The 19,136-nt window shown below is 63.5% G+C and carries 18 protein-coding genes; 8 read left to right on the forward strand and 10 right to left on the reverse strand.

Annotation, left to right across the window (positions count from 1 at the left end):
• Positions 1–70: 70 nt before the first annotated feature.
• Both ACWUKX_RS09400 and ACWUKX_RS09405 read left to right on the forward strand, forming a co-directional pair.
• Complete coding sequence (locus ACWUKX_RS09400) at positions 71–1,657, forward strand: ABC transporter permease (RefSeq protein WP_456006030.1); 1,587 nt, start codon at positions 71–73, stop codon at positions 1,655–1,657.
• The gene (locus ACWUKX_RS09405; RefSeq protein WP_456006032.1) at positions 1,654–2,736 is read left to right on the forward strand and encodes an ABC transporter ATP-binding protein; all 1,083 of its coding nucleotides are present in this window, start codon (positions 1,654–1,656) and stop codon (positions 2,734–2,736) included. The genes ACWUKX_RS09400 and ACWUKX_RS09405 overlap by 4 nt, the downstream gene beginning before the upstream one ends.
• 48 nt (positions 2,737–2,784) lie before the next feature.
• On the opposite strand, the gene ACWUKX_RS09410 is transcribed toward ACWUKX_RS09405, so the two are convergent.
• The 5 genes from ACWUKX_RS09410 to tlpA all read right to left on the reverse strand — a co-directional run bounded on the left by ACWUKX_RS09410 (position 2,785) and on the right by tlpA (position 7,894).
• A complete protein-coding gene (locus ACWUKX_RS09410; protein ID WP_456006034.1) occupies positions 2,785–3,852 on the reverse strand; it encodes a sn-glycerol-3-phosphate import ATP-binding protein UgpC in 1,068 nt (355 codons plus the stop codon).
• Between the two features lie 7 nt (positions 3,853–3,859).
• A complete protein-coding gene (gene ugpE / locus ACWUKX_RS09415; protein ID WP_095493408.1) occupies positions 3,860–4,708 on the reverse strand; it encodes a sn-glycerol-3-phosphate ABC transporter permease UgpE in 849 nt (282 codons plus the stop codon).
• 8 nt (positions 4,709–4,716) lie between these two features.
• Positions 4,717–5,601 carry a sn-glycerol-3-phosphate ABC transporter permease UgpA gene (gene ugpA / locus ACWUKX_RS09420; RefSeq protein WP_029348593.1) on the reverse strand — a complete coding sequence of 295 codons (885 nt, stop codon included), beginning with the start codon at positions 5,599–5,601 and terminating at the stop codon, positions 4,717–4,719.
• Between the two features lie 81 nt (positions 5,602–5,682).
• On the reverse strand, positions 5,683–6,993 hold the full coding sequence (gene ugpB / locus ACWUKX_RS09425) for a sn-glycerol-3-phosphate ABC transporter substrate-binding protein UgpB (protein WP_456006037.1): 1,311 nt from the start codon (positions 6,991–6,993) through the stop codon (positions 5,683–5,685).
• Between the two features lie 214 nt (positions 6,994–7,207).
• Positions 7,208–7,894 carry a thiol:disulfide interchange protein TlpA gene (gene tlpA, locus ACWUKX_RS09430; RefSeq protein ID WP_127210609.1) on the reverse strand — a complete coding sequence of 229 codons (687 nt, stop codon included), beginning with the start codon at positions 7,892–7,894 and terminating at the stop codon, positions 7,208–7,210.
• A gap of 36 nt (positions 7,895–7,930) precedes the next feature.
• Between tlpA and argH the strand changes: the two genes are divergently transcribed.
• From argH to lysA, 3 genes are all read left to right on the forward strand, one after another.
• Positions 7,931–9,331, forward strand: a complete 1,401-nt coding sequence (argH, locus tag ACWUKX_RS09435) for an argininosuccinate lyase (RefSeq protein ID WP_456006040.1) — start codon at positions 7,931–7,933, stop codon at positions 9,329–9,331.
• A 228-nt stretch (positions 9,332–9,559) separates the two neighbouring features.
• Entirely contained in the window at positions 9,560–9,766 is a 207-nt protein-coding gene (locus ACWUKX_RS09440) for a hypothetical protein (protein WP_029348597.1), read from the forward strand.
• A gap of 51 nt (positions 9,767–9,817) precedes the next feature.
• Positions 9,818–11,086 (forward strand): diaminopimelate decarboxylase, encoded by a 1,269-nt coding sequence (gene lysA / locus ACWUKX_RS09445; protein ID WP_456006042.1) that lies wholly within the window; start codon positions 9,818–9,820, stop codon positions 11,084–11,086.
• Positions 11,087–11,161: 75 nt separating this feature from the next.
• Here the strand turns inward: lysA and ACWUKX_RS09450 are convergent, their stop codons facing one another.
• Entirely contained in the window at positions 11,162–11,464 is a 303-nt protein-coding gene (locus ACWUKX_RS09450) for an ArsR/SmtB family transcription factor (RefSeq protein ID WP_029348599.1), read from the reverse strand.
• 50 nt (positions 11,465–11,514) lie between these two features.
• Between ACWUKX_RS09450 and ACWUKX_RS09455 the strand changes: the two genes are divergently transcribed.
• Both ACWUKX_RS09455 and ACWUKX_RS09460 read left to right on the forward strand, forming a co-directional pair.
• Positions 11,515–12,456 carry a threonine/serine dehydratase gene (locus ACWUKX_RS09455; RefSeq protein WP_456006045.1) on the forward strand — a complete coding sequence of 314 codons (942 nt, stop codon included), beginning with the start codon at positions 11,515–11,517 and terminating at the stop codon, positions 12,454–12,456.
• A gap of 172 nt (positions 12,457–12,628) precedes the next feature.
• Entirely contained in the window at positions 12,629–15,271 is a 2,643-nt protein-coding gene (locus tag ACWUKX_RS09460; RefSeq protein ID WP_456006048.1) for a TIGR02302 family protein, read from the forward strand.
• 12 nt (positions 15,272–15,283) lie between these two features.
• Here the strand turns inward: ACWUKX_RS09460 and ACWUKX_RS09465 are convergent, their stop codons facing one another.
• Positions 15,284–16,141, reverse strand: coding sequence for a LysR family transcriptional regulator (locus tag ACWUKX_RS09465; protein ID WP_456006051.1), 858 nt, complete (start codon positions 16,139–16,141; stop codon positions 15,284–15,286).
• Positions 16,142–16,366: 225 nt separating this feature from the next.
• On the opposite strand from ACWUKX_RS09465, the gene ACWUKX_RS09470 reads away from it, so the two are divergent.
• The gene (locus ACWUKX_RS09470) at positions 16,367–17,317 is read left to right on the forward strand and encodes a DMT family transporter (RefSeq protein WP_456006053.1); all 951 of its coding nucleotides are present in this window, start codon (positions 16,367–16,369) and stop codon (positions 17,315–17,317) included.
• Between the two features lie 20 nt (positions 17,318–17,337).
• On the opposite strand, the gene ACWUKX_RS09475 is transcribed toward ACWUKX_RS09470, so the two are convergent.
• The 3 genes from ACWUKX_RS09475 to ACWUKX_RS09485 form a co-directional block, all read right to left on the reverse strand.
• Positions 17,338–17,709: a response regulator gene (locus tag ACWUKX_RS09475; RefSeq protein ID WP_455840006.1), complete on the reverse strand. Its 372-nt coding sequence runs from the start codon at positions 17,707–17,709 to the stop codon at positions 17,338–17,340.
• Positions 17,710–17,772: 63 nt separating this feature from the next.
• Positions 17,773–18,315, reverse strand: a complete 543-nt coding sequence (hpt, locus tag ACWUKX_RS09480; protein WP_456006055.1) for a hypoxanthine phosphoribosyltransferase — start codon at positions 18,313–18,315, stop codon at positions 17,773–17,775.
• Between the two features lie 27 nt (positions 18,316–18,342).
• Positions 18,343–18,993, reverse strand: coding sequence for a hypothetical protein (locus ACWUKX_RS09485; protein WP_456006058.1), 651 nt, complete (start codon positions 18,991–18,993; stop codon positions 18,343–18,345).
• Positions 18,994–19,136 lie beyond the last annotated feature (143 nt).

Consider the following 19,136-nt stretch of genomic DNA (forward strand, 5'->3'; position numbering starts at 1 on the left):
GTTTCTGGCCGCGTTTGCGGCCGTTCGACCGTTTCCGCCATCGGGCGGCAGCGGCACGGCGCCTGAGCTCATGCAGTCTGCGGCCGACCTTGCACGCTCTGGCCTGCCGACCGGCATGGTTGCTGGGCAATGGACGCGCCGGCGGCCGATATCCTGGATTTCGCTTGCCGCCATCCTGATCTCACTTTTCTCCCTGCTGCCGCTGGCCTTCATCATCTGGATTGCCGTGCAGACCGGCTGGGAGACCGTATCGGCACTGGTCTTCCGGCCGCGCGTCGGCGAGCTGCTGGTCAACACCCTGCTTTTGGTGATGCTCGCGGTACCGATCTGCATCGTGCTCTCGGTGGCGCTGGCCTGGCTGACCGAACGCAGCGATCTTCCCGGTGCCCGCCTGTGGGCCTGGCTGTCGGTGGCGCCACTCGCCATCCCCGCCTTCGTCCACAGCTATGCCTGGATCAGCCTGGTGCCGGGACTGCATGGCCTGTGGGCGGGCGTTCTGGTTTCCGTCGTCGCCTATTTCCCGTTCCTCTATTTGCCGGTGGCGGCAGCTTTGCGCCGGCTCGATCCTGCTCTCGAAGATGCCGCGGCAGCTGTCGGCCTCGGGCCGGGGCGCGTGTTCCGGCGGGTGGTGCTGCCGCAGCTCAGGCTCGCCATCTGCGGTGGCTCTCTACTGGTCGGCCTGCATCTCCTGGCCGAATACGGCCTTTACGTGTTCATCCGCTTCGACACCTTCACCACGGCGATTGTCGACCAGTTCCAGTCGACCTTCAATGGCCCCGCTGCCAACATGCTGGCTGCGGTGCTGGTGACATGCTGTTTCGTGCTGCTCGGGATCGAAGTGCTCGTGCGCGGCGAGGAGCGTTATGCCCGCGTCGGCTCGGGCGCCGCGCGCCAGCAGCAACGCACAAGGCTCGGCCGCGCCACGCTCCCGTGCCTGCTGCTGCCGGTTATCACCACTCTGCTGGCGCTGGGCGTGCCGTTCGTCACCATCGGCCGCTGGCTCGTAGCCGGCGGTGCCGATGTCTGGCGCCTCGATGAGATCGGCCTTGCGCTCGGCCAGACCCTGTTCCTGGCGCTCGCCGGCGCCCTGCTCGCCACCATCGCCGCCATGCCGATGGCGTGGATCTCAATCCGCGCGCCGGGACCGCTGCAGCGTCTTCTGGAGGCTTGCAACTACATCGTCGGATCGTTGCCCGGCGTCGTCGTAGCGCTGGCGCTGGTCACCATTACCGTGCGCATCGCTCTGCCGCTTTACCAGACCCTGTTCACGATCCTCGTTACCTATGCGCTGATGTTCCTGCCGCGCGCCCTGATCAGCCTGCGGGCGTCGATCGCGCAGGCGCCGGTCGAGCTCGAACTCGCCGCCGCCAGTCTCGGCCGGTCACCGCTCAAGGCGCTGTGGTCGACGACGATCCGCCTGTCGGCGCCGGGTGCCGCGGCAGGCATGGCGCTGGTGGCGCTCGGCATCATGAACGAATTGACCGCAACGCAGATGCTGGCGCCCAACGGCACCCGCACGCTGGCGATGGCGTTCTGGGCCCACAGCGGCGAGATCGACTATGCCTCCGCCGCACCTTACGCCCTCATCATGGTGGCGATCTCGCTGCCGCTGACCTGGCTGCTTTATATCCAGTCGAAGCGGATGGCCGGACGATGAGCTTCCTCGAACTCACCGATGTGCACAAGCACTACGGCCCGGTGGCCGCACTGGCCGGCGTCGATCTCAGCGTGGCTAGCGGCAGCCGCACCGCGATCGTCGGGCCGTCCGGCTGCGGCAAGACGACCTTGCTGCGGCTGATCGCCGGCTTTGAGGCGCCGGACCAGGGCCGCATCGTGCTTGACGGCGAGGTGCTGGCCAATGGCGGCGCCGCCGTGCCCGCCTATCGGCGCGGCATCGGCGTGGTGGCGCAGGACGGCGCCCTGTTCCCGCATCTGAGCATCGCCGCCAATATCGGCTTCGGCATGCGACATCACGAGGACAAGCGCACCGAGCGCATCGTCGAGCTCGCCTATATCGTCGGGCTCGACAAGGCGATCCTGAAACGGCGGCCGCACGAGCTCTCCGGCGGCCAGCAGCAGCGTGTGGCGCTGGCCCGCGCCATGGCCATGAAGCCGCGGCTGATGCTGCTCGACGAGCCGTTCTCGGCGCTTGACACCGGGCTGCGCGCCTCGATGCGCAAGGCGGTGGCCGAACTTCTGGAGACCGCCGGTATCACCACGATCCTGGTCACGCACGACCAGGCGGAGGCGCTGTCCTTTGCCAGCCAGGTCGCGGTGATGCGCGATGGAAAATTCTCGCAAATCGGCACGCCGCACGAACTCTATCTCAAACCGAAGGACAGGATGGTCGCCGAATTCCTCGGCGATGCCATCATCCTGCCGGCCAAGATCGCGGACGGCTTCGCCAACTCGCCGCTCGGCCGCATCGCCGTCGACAGCACCGAGCGGCGCGATATCGTCCGCATCATGCTGCGGCCGGAACAGGTGCTGTTGAAACGGACATCGCTCGAAGGCATGTCGGGCACGCCGGACATGCTGTTCGGCGAAGTGACGGAGTCCGAATTCGCCGGTTCGATGTGCACCATCGCGGTGCGGCTCTTGAACAGTCCCGATCCGCCGGACGCAGCCGCGATCGGCAACACACCATTGATCCTGCGCAAGCCGGGCATGGACACGCCGGGGGTTGGCGAGATCGTCCGGCTGACGGTGTCGGGCAAGGCGCATGTGTTTGCCTGAACGGCCTTGCGCCTCGCGCGGTTCGCTGGCCAGGACGACAGGCTGGCTTCAATCGACCCGTTTTCCGGCCTGATCGAACCAATGCAGCTTTTCGGCTTTGGCCACGACACGCAACTGGTCACCAGGCTTTGCGGCGGCGCGCCCTGAGACGCGCACGACGATACGGCTACCGCCTGCGGCGCAGTGAAGAAAGCTTTCGGCACCGACCGGTTCGACTGTCTTGACTGTCGCCGGCAGGACGAGCGCACCGGCCAGCGCCTCCGCATTGAAGGTCACGTCGGCATCTTCCGGACGAAAACCCAGTGTCACGGCTGGTGTTTCGCGAGCCGCAAAGCCGATCGCCGTCCCGTCAGCCAATACCGGGCCTGAGGAACTTCCGGTTAGCGCCAGAAGATTCATCGGCGGCGCGCCGATGAAGGAAGCGACGAAGATCGAGGCTGGCTTCTCGTAGACGTCGAGCGGCGCGCCCGTTTGCTCGACCAGTCCGGCGTTCATGACAACAAGGATGTCGGCCAGCGTCATCGCCTCCAGCTGGTCGTGGGTGACATAGACCGAGGTGACGCCGAGCGTGCGCTGCAAATTCTTGATCTCGACCCGCATCTGGCCGCGCAGTTTGGCATCGAGATTGCTGAGCGGCTCGTCGAACAGGAAGACTTTCGGGTTGCGCACGATGGCGCGGCCCATGGCGACACGCTGGCGCTGGCCGCCGGAAAGCTCGCGCGGGCGCCGGTCGAGCAGCGCCGAAAGCTCCAGCACCTTGGCTGTCGAGCGCACCCTGCTGTCGATCTCGTCCTTCGGCGTGCCGCGATTGCGCAGGCCATAGGCCATGTTGTCGTAGACCTTCATATGCGGGTAAAGCGCGTAGTTCTGGAACACCATGGCGATGTCGCGCTCGGTCGGGCCAATGGCGTTGACCACCTTGCCGTCGATGGCGACCGTACCGGCAGAAATGGTCTCCAACCCGGCGATCATCCTCAGCAGCGTGGACTTGCCGCAGCCGGAGGGGCCGACCAGAACACAAAGCTCCCTGTCGGGAATGGCGATGGAGACCCCCTTCACGGCTTCGACGCCGCCGGGATAGACCTTCTTCACGTCCTTCAGATCGACGGTCGCCATCGGCTTCTCACTTTTCGGATTCGACCAGGCCGCGCACGAACCAGCGTTGCATCAGCACGACCACCAGGATCGGCGGCACGATGGCCAGCATCGCCGTGACCATGACCAGGTGCCATTCGGTATCGGCATCGGCGAAGGAAACCATCTTTCTCAGCGCGATGACGATGGTGTTCATGTCGTTGCTGTTGGTGACGAGCAGCGGCCAAAGGTACTGCGTCCAGCCGTAGATGAAGAGGATCACGAAAAGCGCCGCGATGTTGGTGCGCGACAGTGGCAAGAGGATATCGAAGAAGAAGCGCCATGGCCCGGCACCATCGACACGCGCCGCCTCGACCAATTCGCCCGGTATGGTCATGAAGAACTGGCGGAACAGCAACGTCGCGGTGGCGGAGGCAATCAGCGGGATGATCAGGCCGGCGTAGGTGTCGATCATGCCGAGGTCGACCATAACCTTGTAGGTCGGCAGGATGCGCACCTCAACGGGAAGCATCAAGGTGATGAAGATCAGCCAGAAGAAGGTCATGCGCAAGGGAAAGCGGAAGAACACGATCGCATAGGCCGACAGGATAGAGATGAAGATCTTTCCCACCGCAACGCCGAGCGCCATGACCGTGGTGTTGAGGAGCAGTTGGCCGACGCTGACACCGCCGATGCGGCCAATACCGCCGAACAGCGCCTCGCTGTAATTGTTCCAGAGCTGGCCGCCGGGCAAGAGCGGCAGCGGCGGCCTGAGGATGGTTTGCAGCGTGTGGGTCGAGGCAACGAAAGTGTAGTAGATCGGAAAAGCCACGATCAATATGCCAAGGATGAGCACGGCATGGGCGATGAAGGTGCGGAGCGGGGACTGGCCGATCATCGCTGCCCTCAACCGTAATGGACTTTGCGTTCCACGTAGCGGAACTGGATGGCGGTGAGCGCAATGACGATGGCCATCAGGATGACCGACTGCGCCGCCGAGTCACCCAGGATCAGATTGACGAAGCCGTCATTGTAGACCTTGTAGACCAGCGTCTCGGTCGTCTTGCCCGGCCCGCCGCCGGTGACGGCATGAACGATGCCGAACGTGTCGAACAGCGCATAGACAGTGTTGACGACCAGCAGGAAAAAGGTCGTCGGCGCAAGCAGCGGGAAGACGATAGTCCAGAAGCGCTTGGTCTCGCCGGCGCCATCCATCGCCGCCGCCTCGATCAGCGTTTTCGGCACCGCCTGCAGGCCGGCGACGAAGAACAGGAAATTGTAGCTGATCTGCTTCCAGGCAGCCGCCGACACCAGCAGGATCATGGCGTGGGTGCCGTTGAGGAGCGGGTCCCATGCGATGCCGAGGCTTCTCAGCAAATACGCCAACGAGCCGATCGAAGGATTGAACAGAAACAGCCACAGCATGCCGGCAATCGCCGGCGCCACGGCATAGGGCCATATCAACAATGTGCGGTACAGGCCTTTGCCGCGCACGGCCTTCTCGGCCATGACCGCAAGCAAAAGCGCCACGCCCATCGCAACGATCGCGGTCGCAAGCGAAAACACTACGGTGACGTGGATCGAGTTGAGGTAGGCCGGATCGGCCAGCACCTTACGGAAATTGGCGAACCAGACGAACCTGGTCCTCAGCCCGAACGGGTCTTGCCTGAGCATCGACTGGTAAAGCGCCTGACCGGCCGGCCAGTAGAAGAAAACCAGTGTTATGGCGAGTTGTGGCGCCACCAGCAGGTAGGGCAGGATCTTGTTGGGAAAGACGATGCGTGGAGACAGGCTGATTTCCCTCGCTATCCAGCAATCGCCCACGCGAGCTCGCGTGGGCGATATTCCAATCGATTGACCGAGATAATCTCGTCAGTTCTCGAGCGCTTCCTCGATCGCGGCGTTGCCGCGCGTGACCGCATTGTCGAGCGCCTGCTGAGCGGTTTGCTGGCCGGCCAGCATCTTCTCGAACTCCTCGTTCTGGATATCGCGCACCTGCGGCAGATTCGGCAGGCGCACGCCCTTCGAGTTATCGGTCGGCGCCTTGCCCGTCATCTGCAGGATGGGTGTCTCGCGGCCGGGGTTTTTGTCATAGAAGCCTGATTTCTTGGTCGCCTCGTAGGCGGCGAGCGTCACCGGCAGGTATCCCGACTTCTGGTGCAGATATTCCTGCACATCGGTCTTGGACAGATAGGCGAAGAAGGTCGCGACGCCCTTGTATTGCTCGTCCGACTTGTTGCCGAAGACCCACAGGCTGGCGCCGCCCGGCGTGGTGTTCTGCGGTGCGCCCTTGGCGTCGGTGTCGTAGGGAAGCTGGCCGATGCCATAGTTCATGCCGGACTTGACGATGTCGCCGAGGCCGCCCGACGATTCGGTGAAGATGCCGCATTCGCCGGCCAGGAAGATCTGCTTGGCTTCGGAGGTGCGCCCCCCATATTTGAAGGTGCCGTCCTTGGCGAGGTCTGTGAGCGCCTGGAAGTGGTTGACGAAAATCGGCGCATTGATCTTGAGCTCGACATCACCGCCGGCCAGGCCGTTTTGCTGGGTGGCCCAGGGCACGTCATTCCACGCCGCAAAGTTCTCGAGATGTATCCAGGTCAGCCAGGTCGAGGTGTAGCCGCATGAGGCGGCGCCGCTCGCCTTGATCTTCTTGGCAGCTTCCCACACTTCATTCCAGGTCTTGGGCGGGTTGTTCCCATCGAGACCCGCCTTCTGGAAGATGTCCTTGTTGTAATAGAGGATCGGCGAGGAGGAGTTGTAGGGGAAGGACAGCATGGTGCCGTCCGGCTTCGAATAATAGCCGACGATGCCGGGCAGATACTGGCTCTTGTCGAAGGTCATCCCGGCACCGGTCATCACCTCGGCCACCGGCTTGATCGCACCCTCGGCCGCCATCATCACGCCGGTGCCGACATCGAACACCTGGAGAATATCGGGCGCCTGTCCGGCGCGGAAGGCAGCGATGCCGGCATTCAGCGTCTCGGGATAGGTGCCCTTGAACACCGGAACCAGCTCATAGTCGCTCTGGCTGGCGTTGAAATCCTTGGAGATCTTGTCGACGACTTCGGCGTTGGCGCCGGTCATGGCGTGCCACCAGCTGATCTGCGTGACGGCGAAAGCAGAAGTGGTGGAAAGCAGCGTCAAGGTGGCGGCGACACCGGCCGCGAAGCCGAAGAACTTCATGTTTCATCTCCCGTTTTGTCATTGGCGAAAGGGCACTCTCGCAAAGGCAATATGTGCCGCTCGTGACAATTGGACAACGGTTTTGTTGCGGATCGATGAACTCGATCTCCACGTAAAGTGGTGCACGCTTGCGAATGAGAGCTGATGGAAAGGGATTGCCAAGCCGGCTTACGGCTCGAACAAGGCGGCGAAGATCGGCAACAATCGCTGGCGCCTAGTCCGACTTTCCGAGCGCTGTCACGACCAGCCGCTTGGCGTCCGGTCCCGACCATTCGGCCGGGCCGTTCATGTGAGCGATCAGGCAGCCTTCACCGTCGATCAGCATGGTGACCGGCAGGCCGAGCGCCAGGCCGCGCGTCTTGAGATCGTTGAACAGCGCCATCGTCGAATCGCGGTAGTAGCCGAGCGCCTTGACGCCGGTTTCCTCGAGGAACTTCTTCGGCTTGGCGTCGTCGCCGACATCGACGTTGACCGCGACGACCTCGAAGGCGTCGCTGCCCATTTCTTTTTGCAGCGCGTCGAGCGCCGGCATTTCGGCGCGGCAGGGTGCGCACCATGTCGCCCACAGATTGAGCAGCAACGTCTTGCCGGCATGGTCGGCGAGCGTCATCGGCTTGCCGCCAGGGTCGTTGAAGGCAAGGCCCTTCAGCGATTGCGGCGGATCAGCCGGCAAAAGTGCTGCCACCTGGCCGGTGGCAGCCGCCGCGACCGTCTTGGCGCGGTCGGCCTTGGCGGCGCAGGCGACATCGTCCTTGCTGTCGCCAACGGCGACTGGCGCGGGCGCGTTGTTGCCAGAACCGCTCTCGCTGACATATACCGCGACCGCGCCCGCAAGCACGCCCGCCACCAAAGCGGCGAGGATGAGGCGCGGGGCCGGGAAAAATCGATTGCCGTCTGCCATTTTCTAAAAACTGCTCCGGAGCAACGGGTTATAGCGATGAGCGACAAGAAGGCCAGCAACCAGATGTGGGGCGGACGTTTTGCCTCGGGTCCGGCCGCGATCATGGAAGCGATCAACGCGTCGATCTCGTTCGACCGCAAACTCTATGCGCAGGATATCAGAGGCTCGATCGCCCATAGCGAGATGCTGGCGCAAACGGGCATTATTTCGACGGCCGATCAAGAAAAAATCGCTCACGGGCTGAACACGATCCTGGCAGAGATCGAAGCCGGCACGTTCGAGTTCTCGACCAGGCTGGAAGACATCCACATGAATGTCGAGGCCCGCCTTGCCGAGCTGATCGGCCCGGCCGCCGGCCGCCTGCATACCGCCCGCTCCCGCAACGACCAGGTAGCGGTCGATCTCAGGCTGTGGGTCAAAGACGAATGCTTTCGCGTCGCCGAGGCGCTGAAGGGCCTGATCACGGCGTTCCTGGTACGGGCCGAGGAGCATGCGGCGACGGTGATGCCGGGCTTCACCCACATGCAGGCGGCGCAGCCGGTGACCTTCGGCCACCACTGCATGGCCTATGTCGAGATGTTTTCGCGCGACCTGTCGCGTGTCCGCGATGCCATCGAACGGATGGACGAAAGCCCGCTCGGTGCGGCCGCCCTTGCCGGCACAAGCTTTCCGATCGACCGGCACCAGACGGCCAAGGCGCTCGGCTTCCGCGAACCGATGCGCAACTCGCTGGACAGCGTTTCGGACCGCGATTTCGCACTGGAATTCTTGGGGCTAGCGGCGATCTGCGCGACGCATCTGTCGCGGCTGGCCGAAGAGATCATCATCTGGTCGACGCCGCAATTCGGCTTCGTCAGGCTGTCGGACTCATTCTCCACCGGCTCCTCGATCATGCCGCAGAAGAAGAACCCCGACGCCGCCGAGCTGGTGCGCGGCAAGACCGGCCGCGTCACCGGCCATCTGGTCGGCCTGCTGACGGTGATGAAGGGCATGCCGCTGACCTACGGCAAGGACATGCAGGAGGACAAGGAATCTGTGTTCGACGCCGCCGAGACGCTCGATCTGATGCTGGCGGCGATGACCGGCATGGTGCGCGACATGACAGTGAACGCGGCCGCCATGAAGAAGGCCGCCGGGTCAGGCTATTCGACCGCGACCGACCTTGCCGACTGGCTGGTGCGCACGCTCGGCCTGCCGTTCCGCGAGGCGCACCACGTCACCGGCCGCGCGGTGGCGCTGGCCGAGGAGAAGAAAATCGGGCTCGACAGGCTGCCGCTGGAAAACTTGCAGTCCATTCACCCCGGCATCACGGCGGACGTGTTTTCGGTGCTTGCCGTACAGAATTCGGTGAAGAGCCGCACGAGCTTCGGCGGCACCGCGCCGTCGGAGGTGAGGAAGCAGATCCGGTACTGGAAAAAGCACATCGCCAAGGCGTGATGCTCGTGCGGCGAATCCGAAATTCGCATCACGCTGGAGCAGCGCGGCGAGCGAATTTCGGATTCAAAAGCCGCACGAGCTAATTGATGAATTCTAGTGTGGTTTTGGATTTGAAGTTCCTTGACGCGAATGCCATCAATGGCAGGAACTTCTAATCCACCACACTAGGTGCAATGCCAGCAAAACTCGGCTAAAAGCGGCGGGCGAAAGTTTCAGACGGATGGATCGATGACCGCAAGCAGGATTTTGGTGACGCTGACGCTGCTGGTGGCGCTGGCAACCGTAACGGCCTGCGGCAGGAAAGCCGGCCTCGACACGCCCTATGAGGCGGCCGTGCAGGCGCGCAAGGACGCACAAAAGGCCGAGCAGCCCGTGCCGCCGGAGCCGGAAAAACCGGTCAAGGACAAGAAGTTCATTCTCGACCCGCTGATCTAGAGCCGATGAGATCGGCCGATCTTATCGGCTTCAACATCCGGAACCACTGTTGTGAACCATTTCGACTACCGCGACGGCGTGCTGCATGCCGAGGACGTGGCGATATCAGATATCGCCGCAAGCGTCGGCACGCCGTTCTATTGCTATTCGACGGCGACGCTGACCAGGCATTTCCGCGTGTTTGCGCAGGCCTTTGCCGGGCTCGACGCGCTGGTCTGCTACGCCATGAAGGCGAATTCCAACCAGGCGGTGCTAAAGATCCTGGCCAAGCTCGGCGCCGGCGCCGACGTGGTCTCGGAAGGCGAATTGCGCCGCGCCTTGGCCGCTGGCATTCCGGCCAACAAGATCCTGTTTTCGGGCGTCGGCAAGACCGCGCGCGAAATGGATTTTGCGCTCTCGGCCGGCATTCTGTGCTTCAACGTCGAATCCGAACCGGAACTTGAATTGCTGTCGGCCCGCGCCACGGCATTGGGAAAGGTGGCTGCGATCTCGCTGCGCATCAATCCCGATGTCGACGCCAAGACCCACAAGAAGATCTCCACCGGCAAGGCCGAGAACAAGTTCGGCATTCCCTGGCAGAAGGCACGCCAGGTCTATGCCCGCGCAGCTGAACTGCCTGGCATCAAGGTCACCGGCATCGACACCCATATCGGCAGCCAGATCACCGAATTGCAGCCCTTCGACGACGCCTTCGCGCTGCTGGTGGAGCTGGTCGGCGTGCTGCGTGCCGACGGGCACGCCATCGAGCACATCGATCTCGGCGGTGGCCTCGGCATTCCCTACCGCGTCGACAACAGCCCACCCCCCTTGCCGGACGCTTATGCCCAAATCGTCAAGAAGCACGTCACCAAGCTGCGATTGAAGGTGATGTTCGAGCCGGGCCGGCTGATCGTCGGCAATGCCGGCATTCTTGTCTCGCAAGTGATCTTCGCGAAGGAGGGCGACGCCAAGAACTTCCTGGTCGTCGATGGCGCGATGAACGATCTGATCCGGCCGACGCTCTACGACGCCTTCCATGACATCAAGCCGGTAGTGCAGCAGCCGGCTGCGGCGCCGCGCATGACGGTCGACGTGGTCGGCCCGGTCTGCGAGACCGGCGATTATCTCGGCCTCGACCGCGACCTGCCCCGGCTGAAGGCCGGCGACCTGATCGCCGTCGCCACTGCCGGCGCCTACGGCGCGGTGCAGGCCGGCACCTACAACACCCGCCTGTTGGTGCCCGAAGTGCTGGTCGACGGCGATCGTTTCCACGTCGTGCGCCCGCGCCAGACCTATGACGCGCTGATCGGACTGGATTCGCTGCCCGACTGGCTGGAATAGACCCATGATCCCGAAAAAGTGGGAACCGGTTTTCGGAAAAGATCATGGTCAAACAAGAATAGAGCACCTGCAGCGCTACAACCGGTGCTGAATGAGCGCCCTCGTCTCGGCGATCCTGTCCTCGTCGCGGCGATAGAACGTCCACTGCTTGATACGCTTGCTGCTGAGAAGGCCGGCTTGGGTGAGCACCCGCATATGCTCGCTGAGCGTCGCCTGGGTAATGCCAAGCTTTTCCGCAATCAGCAGCGCGCAGACGCCGTCCTCGACAAGATCGCCATCCGCTTGGCGTGGAAAATGCGCGCGCGGATCCTTCAGCCACTCGAGGATTTGCAGCCTGCGCTCGTTGGCGATCGCCTTGAAGACATCAACCTCTTGCATTTAGCCATTTTGCTAAGTTACTAAGTGATGTCAACCCTTGGGAGCAGGCCGTGCTGAACAGCAATAGCATCACACGCGAACGCATCGCAGCAATGGAACCCCGCATCCGGCCATTCGTGCGCCACACGCCGGTCCTGCGCGTCGACATGGCCGATTTCGCCCGTCCGCCTCTTGCCGTCGACCTGAAGCTCGAATGCCTGCAGCATTCTGGCTCGTTCAAGGCACGCGGCGCCTTCACCAATCTTCTCGAGCGGCCGGTTCCCAAGGCTGGCGTTGTCGCGGCATCGGGCGGCAATCATGGCGCTGCGGTCGCCTATGCCGCCATGCGGCTCGGTCACAAGGCGACCATCTTCGTTCCCGAAGTGAGCCCGCCGGCCAAGCTGGAACGCATCCGCGGCTACGGCGCCGAGCTGGTCGTCGGTGGCGCGCGCTATGCCGAGGCGCTGGTCGCCAGCGAAGACTTTGCCGAAAAGTCCGGTGCACTGCAGATCCACGCCTTCAACCAGGAGGAAACGCTTGTCGGGCAAGGCACGCTTGGCCTCGAGATCGAGGCCGACCTGCCTGAGCTCGACACACTGCTGGTCGCCGTCGGTGGCGGCGGCCTGATCGGCGGCATCGCCGCCTGGTTTGCCGGCCGAATCAGGATCGTCGCCGTCGAGCCCGAAGGAGCGCCGACGCTTTATCGCGCCTTCGAGGCCGGTCAACCCGTCGATGCGCCAGCCGAGGGCATCGCCGCCGATTCGCTGGCGCCGAAGCGCGTCGGCGAAATGATGTTTCCAATCGCCGAGGCCTTCGTCGAGCGTTCCATATTGGTCAGCGACGACGAGATTATCGCCGCGCAGGCGGCGCTTTGGGACCGAGTGCGAATCATCGCCGAGCCGGGCGGCGCTGCGGCCTTCGCAGCGATCCTGTCCGGCCGGTACGCGCCGGCTGCGGGCGAGCGTGTCGCGGTACTGGTCTGCGGTGCAAACACCAATCCGGCTAAATTCTGACGATAATGGGGGCAGTCCTGTTCACGTTTTAGGGAACTGCCTCGCCTTCGCCGTGTTTCTTGGTATGTTTGGAGCGACATGCATCTAAGAGTTTGAGTCCTTCGCATCCGATTCTCGGGCCGGTGCGATAGATTTGTGAGGTTCGGGTTATCCGCCCGAATAGGAAGGGCCGATGACGCAACGACCCACCTTCACCAGTGATCGCAGCCTGGCCGGGCGCCTTGCTCTGAGCCGGCTGGCGACACGGGTCTCGATGACGGTCGAGCGTGGCTGGCCGTTGCTTCTTCCGCTGGTCATCGTCGCCAGCCTGTTCCTCAGCGTCTCGTGGCTCGGCCTCTTCCTTCTGCTGCCCGACACCGCGCGCATGAGCCTCATGGCAGTGTTCGGCATCGCAGCCCTTGCCGCGCTCTATCCCCTGCGTTTCTTCCGGGTGCCGACCAGCGCCGAGATCGACCGGCGCATCGAGGCTGCCAACCAATTGCTGCACAGCCCGGTGCTGGTGCAGACCGACCGGCCGAGCGGCAGGGAGAGTATTTTTTCGCAAGCGCTGTGGCGTGAGCACCAGAAACGCATGGCCGAAAAACTCGGTAACCTTGGTGGCGACATGCCACGCACCCGGGTTCCGGAGCGCGACCCGTGGGGGCTGCGCGCCGTGGCGGCGCTTTTGTTGGTCACCGCCTTTGCCTTCTCCTTTGGACCGTCGGGCGGCCGCATCGCAGACGGGTTCAGTGCCCACGCGGCGCGCGACGCGGTGCCGCCGCGCATCGACGCCTGGGTGACGCCGCCGGCCTACACCGGCAGGCCGCCGGTCTTCCTCACTTCCCCCGCCCTCGCCAACCCAGCCCTCGCCGACAATGGCAAGCAGGCTGCGTCCACCTTCACCGTTCCGGAAGGCAGCGATGTGTCCCTGCGCGTCACCGGCGGTTCGGGCGAGGAAACGCTGAGCTACGCCGACGCCGACGGCAACGCCAGGACCATCGAACCGACCGGGCAGAAGGCCGACGCGGCCAAACCGGCGGCGGCAACGCCCTCGACGGCAACGCCCTCCACGGTGCGCCAGTTCACAGGAAAGCTGACGACCAACGGCACGCTGACGCTGCAATCGGGCAATGACGAACTCGGCAACTGGGCCTTCGCGGTGATCCCGGACAAGCCGCCACAGATCCGCTTCGTCGGCGAGCCGAAACGCGCCGTCAACGGCTCCTTCGAACTCAACTACCAGATCGACGACGACTACGGCGCGGCCTCCGCCAAGGCGGATTTCGCATTGGCCGATCCACCGGCGCCGAATGCGCATCCGCTCTATGGCCCGCCTGAAATGCCGCTGACGCTGCCGCGGCGCGGCGCCAAGGGGAACGCCGCCAAGACCACGAAGGACCTGACCGAGCATGTCTGGGCCGGCGGCAACATCAAGCTCACGCTTGTCGCCACCGACGACGCCGGACATACGGCAACCAGCGAGGCTAAGACGCTGGTGATGCCGGAGCGGCCTTTCTCCAACCCGCTGGCGAGGGCCGTGATCGAGCAGCGCCGCGTGCTGGCGCTCGACGCCAACTCCAAGAGCCGCGTGCTCGACCTGATGGACGCGATCACGCTCAGGCCCGAAGATACGTTCGACAACATGGCGCACTACCTCGCCATCATGAGCGCCCGCACCCGGTTGAAGATGGCTGACAGCGACGACAAGCTGCGCGACGAGGTCGCCTATCTGTGGGAGATCGCGCTCGGCATCGAGGAAGGCAATCTTTCGGAGGCCGAGCGGCGGCTGCGCCAGGCGCAGCAGGCGCTGCAGGACGCGATCAAGAACGGCGCCAGCGACGAGGAAATCGACAAGGCGATGAAGGAACTGCGCGAGGCGATGAACCAGTTTCTGCAGGAATTCGCCCAGCGTGCGCAGCAGAATCCGAACGCGCCGCAGATGCAGCAGAACGGCCAAGAACTGCGCCAGAGCGACATCGAACGCATGATGGACCAGATCGAAAACCTGGCGAAATCAGGCGATCGCGACAGCGCGCAACAATTGCTTTCGCAACTGCAGGACATGATGAACAATCTGCAGGCCGGACGTCAGCAGCAGGGCGGCCAGCAGAACAGTGAAATGCGCCAGCAGATGGACAAACTCGGCGAGATCATGCGGCGCCAGCAGGAGATGATGAACGAGACGTTCCGCATGGACCAGATGCAGCGCGGCCAGCAACAGCGCGGGCAGAATCGCGACGAGCAGCTCGGCGAGAACGGTGAGCAGGGCCAAATGGGCGAACAGGGCGAGCAGCCCGGCCCAGGTGAAGACCGCGATCCGCTCGGCCGGCCAATGACGCCGCAGGAGTTCGCCGACGCGCTGAAGCGGTTGCAGGAAGGCCAGGGCAAGCTGCAAGGCGACCTCGACCAGCTGAGAAAAGGTCTCGAAGGCATGGGTCTCGAGCCCAATGAAGGGTTTGGCGAGGCCGGCAAATCCATGGGCAACGCCGAACAGGCGCTTGGCGACAGCGATGGCGATCAGGCCGTCGGTCACCAGGGCCGCGCGCTGGAAGCGCTGCGCAAGGGCGCCAAGGACATGATGAAGCAATTGCAGGCCATGCAGGGCGACGAGGGCGACGGCGAGCGAGGCGGCCGCCAGCAGAACGCCGACCGCGATCCGCTCGGCCGGCCGCGCGCCACCGAGGGTCCCGATTTCGGCGATTCGGTGAAGGTGCCGGACGAGATCGACGTGCAGCGCGCCCGCCAGATTCTCGAAGCGATCCGCAAGCGGCTCGGCAACGCGCTCAGCCCCGACATCGAGCGCAGCTATCTGGAGCGGCTGCTGGAGCTGAAGTAAAGCTGCCCTGCTCTAGCGGTTGGTGAACGCCTCTCGGATCGCCTCTTCCATGCCGTCGATGGCCTCGCCGGAAGCGTTCGGATTGCGCCGCAGCACTACGTTCGACGAATCAATGTCGCCGAACCCGTCGGCGGCCGTAAGTTCGCGGCAGCCGGCCGGGATGTTGCTGCGCGAGATCGGCGCAATCGCCAGCCCGGAGGTGACGGCGAGCCGCAGGCCGCCATTGGTGTCGCTGGTATAGGCGACACGGTAGGCGAGACCGCGCTGTTCCAGCGACTTGATCGCGAAATCCTTGCACCAGCCGGCACGATTATAGAGGGCGATCGGCACCGGTCGCTCCTCATGCATGTGATGCAGCTCCGACGTTACCCATACGGTCGGATCATGCATCAGCACCTCTCCGCCGGAGAGGTCCTGCCATTCGAACACCACCGCCAGGTCGAGGTCGCCGGCGGCGAGCGCCGCGATCTGCGCACCCGAATGCGCGTAGCGGACGGTGATGTCGACCTGAGGATGGCGCTTGGCAAAAGCGCCGAGCGCGCGAGACAGGATCGCGTGGCCATATTCCTCCGGAATGCCAATGCGAACCGGCCCGCCAAGCGGCGCTGCGACCATCGATGCCGCCGTCTCGTCCAGCAGCGATACGATCCGGCGGGCGTTGATGATGAGTTCGCTGCCGCGGCGCGTCAGCGCCACACCGCGCGAGCCGCGCTCGAACAGGCTGTCGCCGAGCACATCTTCGAGCTTCTTCATCTGCATCGAAACCGCCGATTGGGTACGGCCGGCCTGCTCCGCTGCCTTGGTGAAATTGCCTGTGTCGGCAACCGCTACGAAGGTGCGCAGCAGATCGCTGTCGAGCGTGAGCTTCATTTGTCCGCCATTAGAAATTCTGATTGCTGGCATCATTCCAATTCGTTTGCAACATGTCAAACGGCGGATAATAGTCGCCTCACCCATTGGACATGCGGCTGCGAAATCGGCCGCGGACCAATATAGAGTCCTCACTCGTACCCGCTGCCCGAAACGGTGGCGGGTTCTTTTTACCCCGAACGCAGGCCCGGTTCCGGGCCGCACAGCAAGGAGCCGTCGAACGACATGCAGAACCGGATCGTTCTCGGCATGGCAAGCCTTTGCCTCGGCGTTCTGGTGTTCTCGCTCCAGGATCCGCTGATCAAGGCCGTGTCGGGCACCTATCCGGTGACCGAGGTGATGGCGATCCGCTCCATCGTCGCCCTGCCCATTCTTCTCGTGCTCGTTCATGCCGATGTCGGACTCAGAGCGATCTTTTCAAAGCGATTTCGCATGCTGACGACGCGCGCCTTCATCCTGTTCACCTCCTACACGGTCTACTACCTGGCGATCGCCGCCCTGTCGCTTGCCGACGCGGTGGCGCTCTACTTCATGGCACCGCTGTTCATCATGGCGCTTGCCGGCCCTTATCTCGGCGAACGAGTGGCGTGGCAGACGCTGGTCACCGTCATGGTCGGGATGCTGGGCGTGCTAGTGATGCTGCGGCCCGGTGCCGGGCTGTTCGACTGGGCGGCGCTGCTGTCGCTGGCCTCGGCGGTGCTGTACGGCTTATCGCAGTTGATGGCCCGCAAGATCGGCGGCACCGAATCAGCCACGGTCATGGCGTTCTATCAGAACGGCGTCTACCTCTTGGGCGCTGCAGTGGTTGCAGGGCTGTTCTGGCTGGGGGGAATAGCTCACGCCACGCATCCGAGCCTCGAATTCCTGGTCAGGCCATGGATCTGGCCGACGCCAATCGATTTCCTGAAGATGGCGGCCTGCGGCTTCGTCGCTTCGGCTGGGATGGTCCTGTTGTCGCAGGCATACCGGCTGGCGCCCGCCAACAGCGTCGCCACTTTCGAGTACACCGGCATCATCTGGTCGCCGCTGTGGGGCTTCCTGTTCTTTGCCGAAGTGCCGCGATCGACCACCGTCGTCGGCGCGGCCCTCATCATCGGCGCCGGTCTGTTCGCGCTAAACGCCAATCGGCGCCGGAGCAGCGCGCCGGCAATCGCGGCAACCTGCGATCCGGCCTGACTGCAATCAGGCTTTGGCCGCTAGGCAAAACAGGCGAGCGCCTGTTCGACACGCGCGCGGATTTCTGCCAGCGTGAACGGCTTTTGCACGACGTCCACAATGACACCGTTCAATTCCTCGGCGCGCTCGCGCTGGTCGGCATAGCCGGTCATCAGCAAGATCTTCATCGCCGGAAAAAGCGACGCCGCCGATTTGGCCATTTGGATGCCGTCCATTTCCGGCATCCGGATATCGGAAACGACAAGGTCATAGCCGCCACGTGCTGCGCGGATCAGGGCAAGCCCTTGCGCGCCGTCGGCGGCGATGTCGATCATATGCCCGGCGCGTTCGAGCGCGCGGGCGGCGAGGGTGCGGACGGACTCATCGTCCTCGACGATCAGGAGCTTTGCCATAGCGGAATGTTTGGCGGGGAAAAGTTGACTTTTCCTGAACCGCAAACGGCATCGAAGATAAATCTATGCGTCGCCCTTGACGACGCCGACAAACGGCAATTCGCGAAACGCGTGGGCGACATCCATGCCGTAGCCGACGACGAAATAGTCGGGGCAGTCGAAGCCGACATAGTTGGCGTTGAGCGCAGTCTGGCGGCGCATGCGCTTGTCGAGCAGCACGGCGATGGCGCAGCTTTTGGCGCCGCGCGACAGCATCAGGTCGCGGGTGAAGGACAGCGTCTTGCCGGATTCGAGAATGTCGTCGATCAACAGCACGTCGCGGCCGGCGACTTCATTGTCGATGTCACGCAGCACCCTCACCTCGCCGCTGGTGGTACCGGCGCCGTAGCTGGAAATGAAGATGAACTCGACCTCGGGCGACAGGCCGACATCGTGCATGGCGCGGATAAGATCGGCGGCGAAGATGAACGATCCTTTCAGCACCGAAATCACCAGAAGGTCCTCATAATCGTGCCCGGCGATCTCCTTGGCGAGCTCCAGATTGCGCCGGGCAATCGCCGACGCCGAAAACAAGACCTCGATATCCTTGCCACGCACGATTGGCATTAGCCGCCTTTCCAGAAATGATCGCCCCTAATTGGCGAAGGTGACCGAGACGGTCTTGACCCCGTTTCTAGGCACGTCGAGCCGGCTGGAAAAGCCAAATCTTTCGCCGGGCGCCAGCGAATGGTTGAATGTCTCCAGCGTATAGCGGGTTGTGCGCCTGTCATTGCCGGTGACCCGGATTTCCAGCGGCGGCAAAGGCAACGGGCTGGCACCGTCATTCGCGGCCTCGCCACCGACGAACAGGACAGGTTCCGGCCCGGACGCATCGATACGCGACGTAACGCCTGAAATGCTGAGTGCAGCGCCCGTCTCCTGTGCCGCGAGAAGAAGCGGCGCCTGGCGCACCAGCGCGTGCCCGCCCGAGATCCAGAAGGCTGCAAACGCCACGCTGAGGCCGGCGATCCAGAAGATCGGCCCGCCGCGCGACGCCCGCAGCCGTTCCATCGCGGCTTTCGGCTTGCGCAACATGTCCATGCCTTCGAGCGATGGCGTGGCGATCACCCGCGAAAGCGGCGGTGAAAGGTCCATGCTGGCGGTGAAGCGCGGCAGCACCTCGAAGTCGGCATCGACGACGTCGGCGGCTGGATCACGCAAGATGCGTTCCGGCGCAGGATTTGCGGCCGAATCGGTCATGAATTCGCCGGAAACCGGGCGCGCGGTTCGATCGTCAGCCATCACGGCCCCAGCACTACGGCACTTGTTCGTCTTCGTTTCTTTTGCGTAAACGGAAATGGTTAACGCTTCCCCACCGGAACCCTTGTGACGCGCCTAAAAAACCTCCGAATTAACCGCCGGTTAACCATGCCGGCCGATGGTCTCTT

This window comes from Mesorhizobium sp. f-mel (assembly GCF_053850215.1).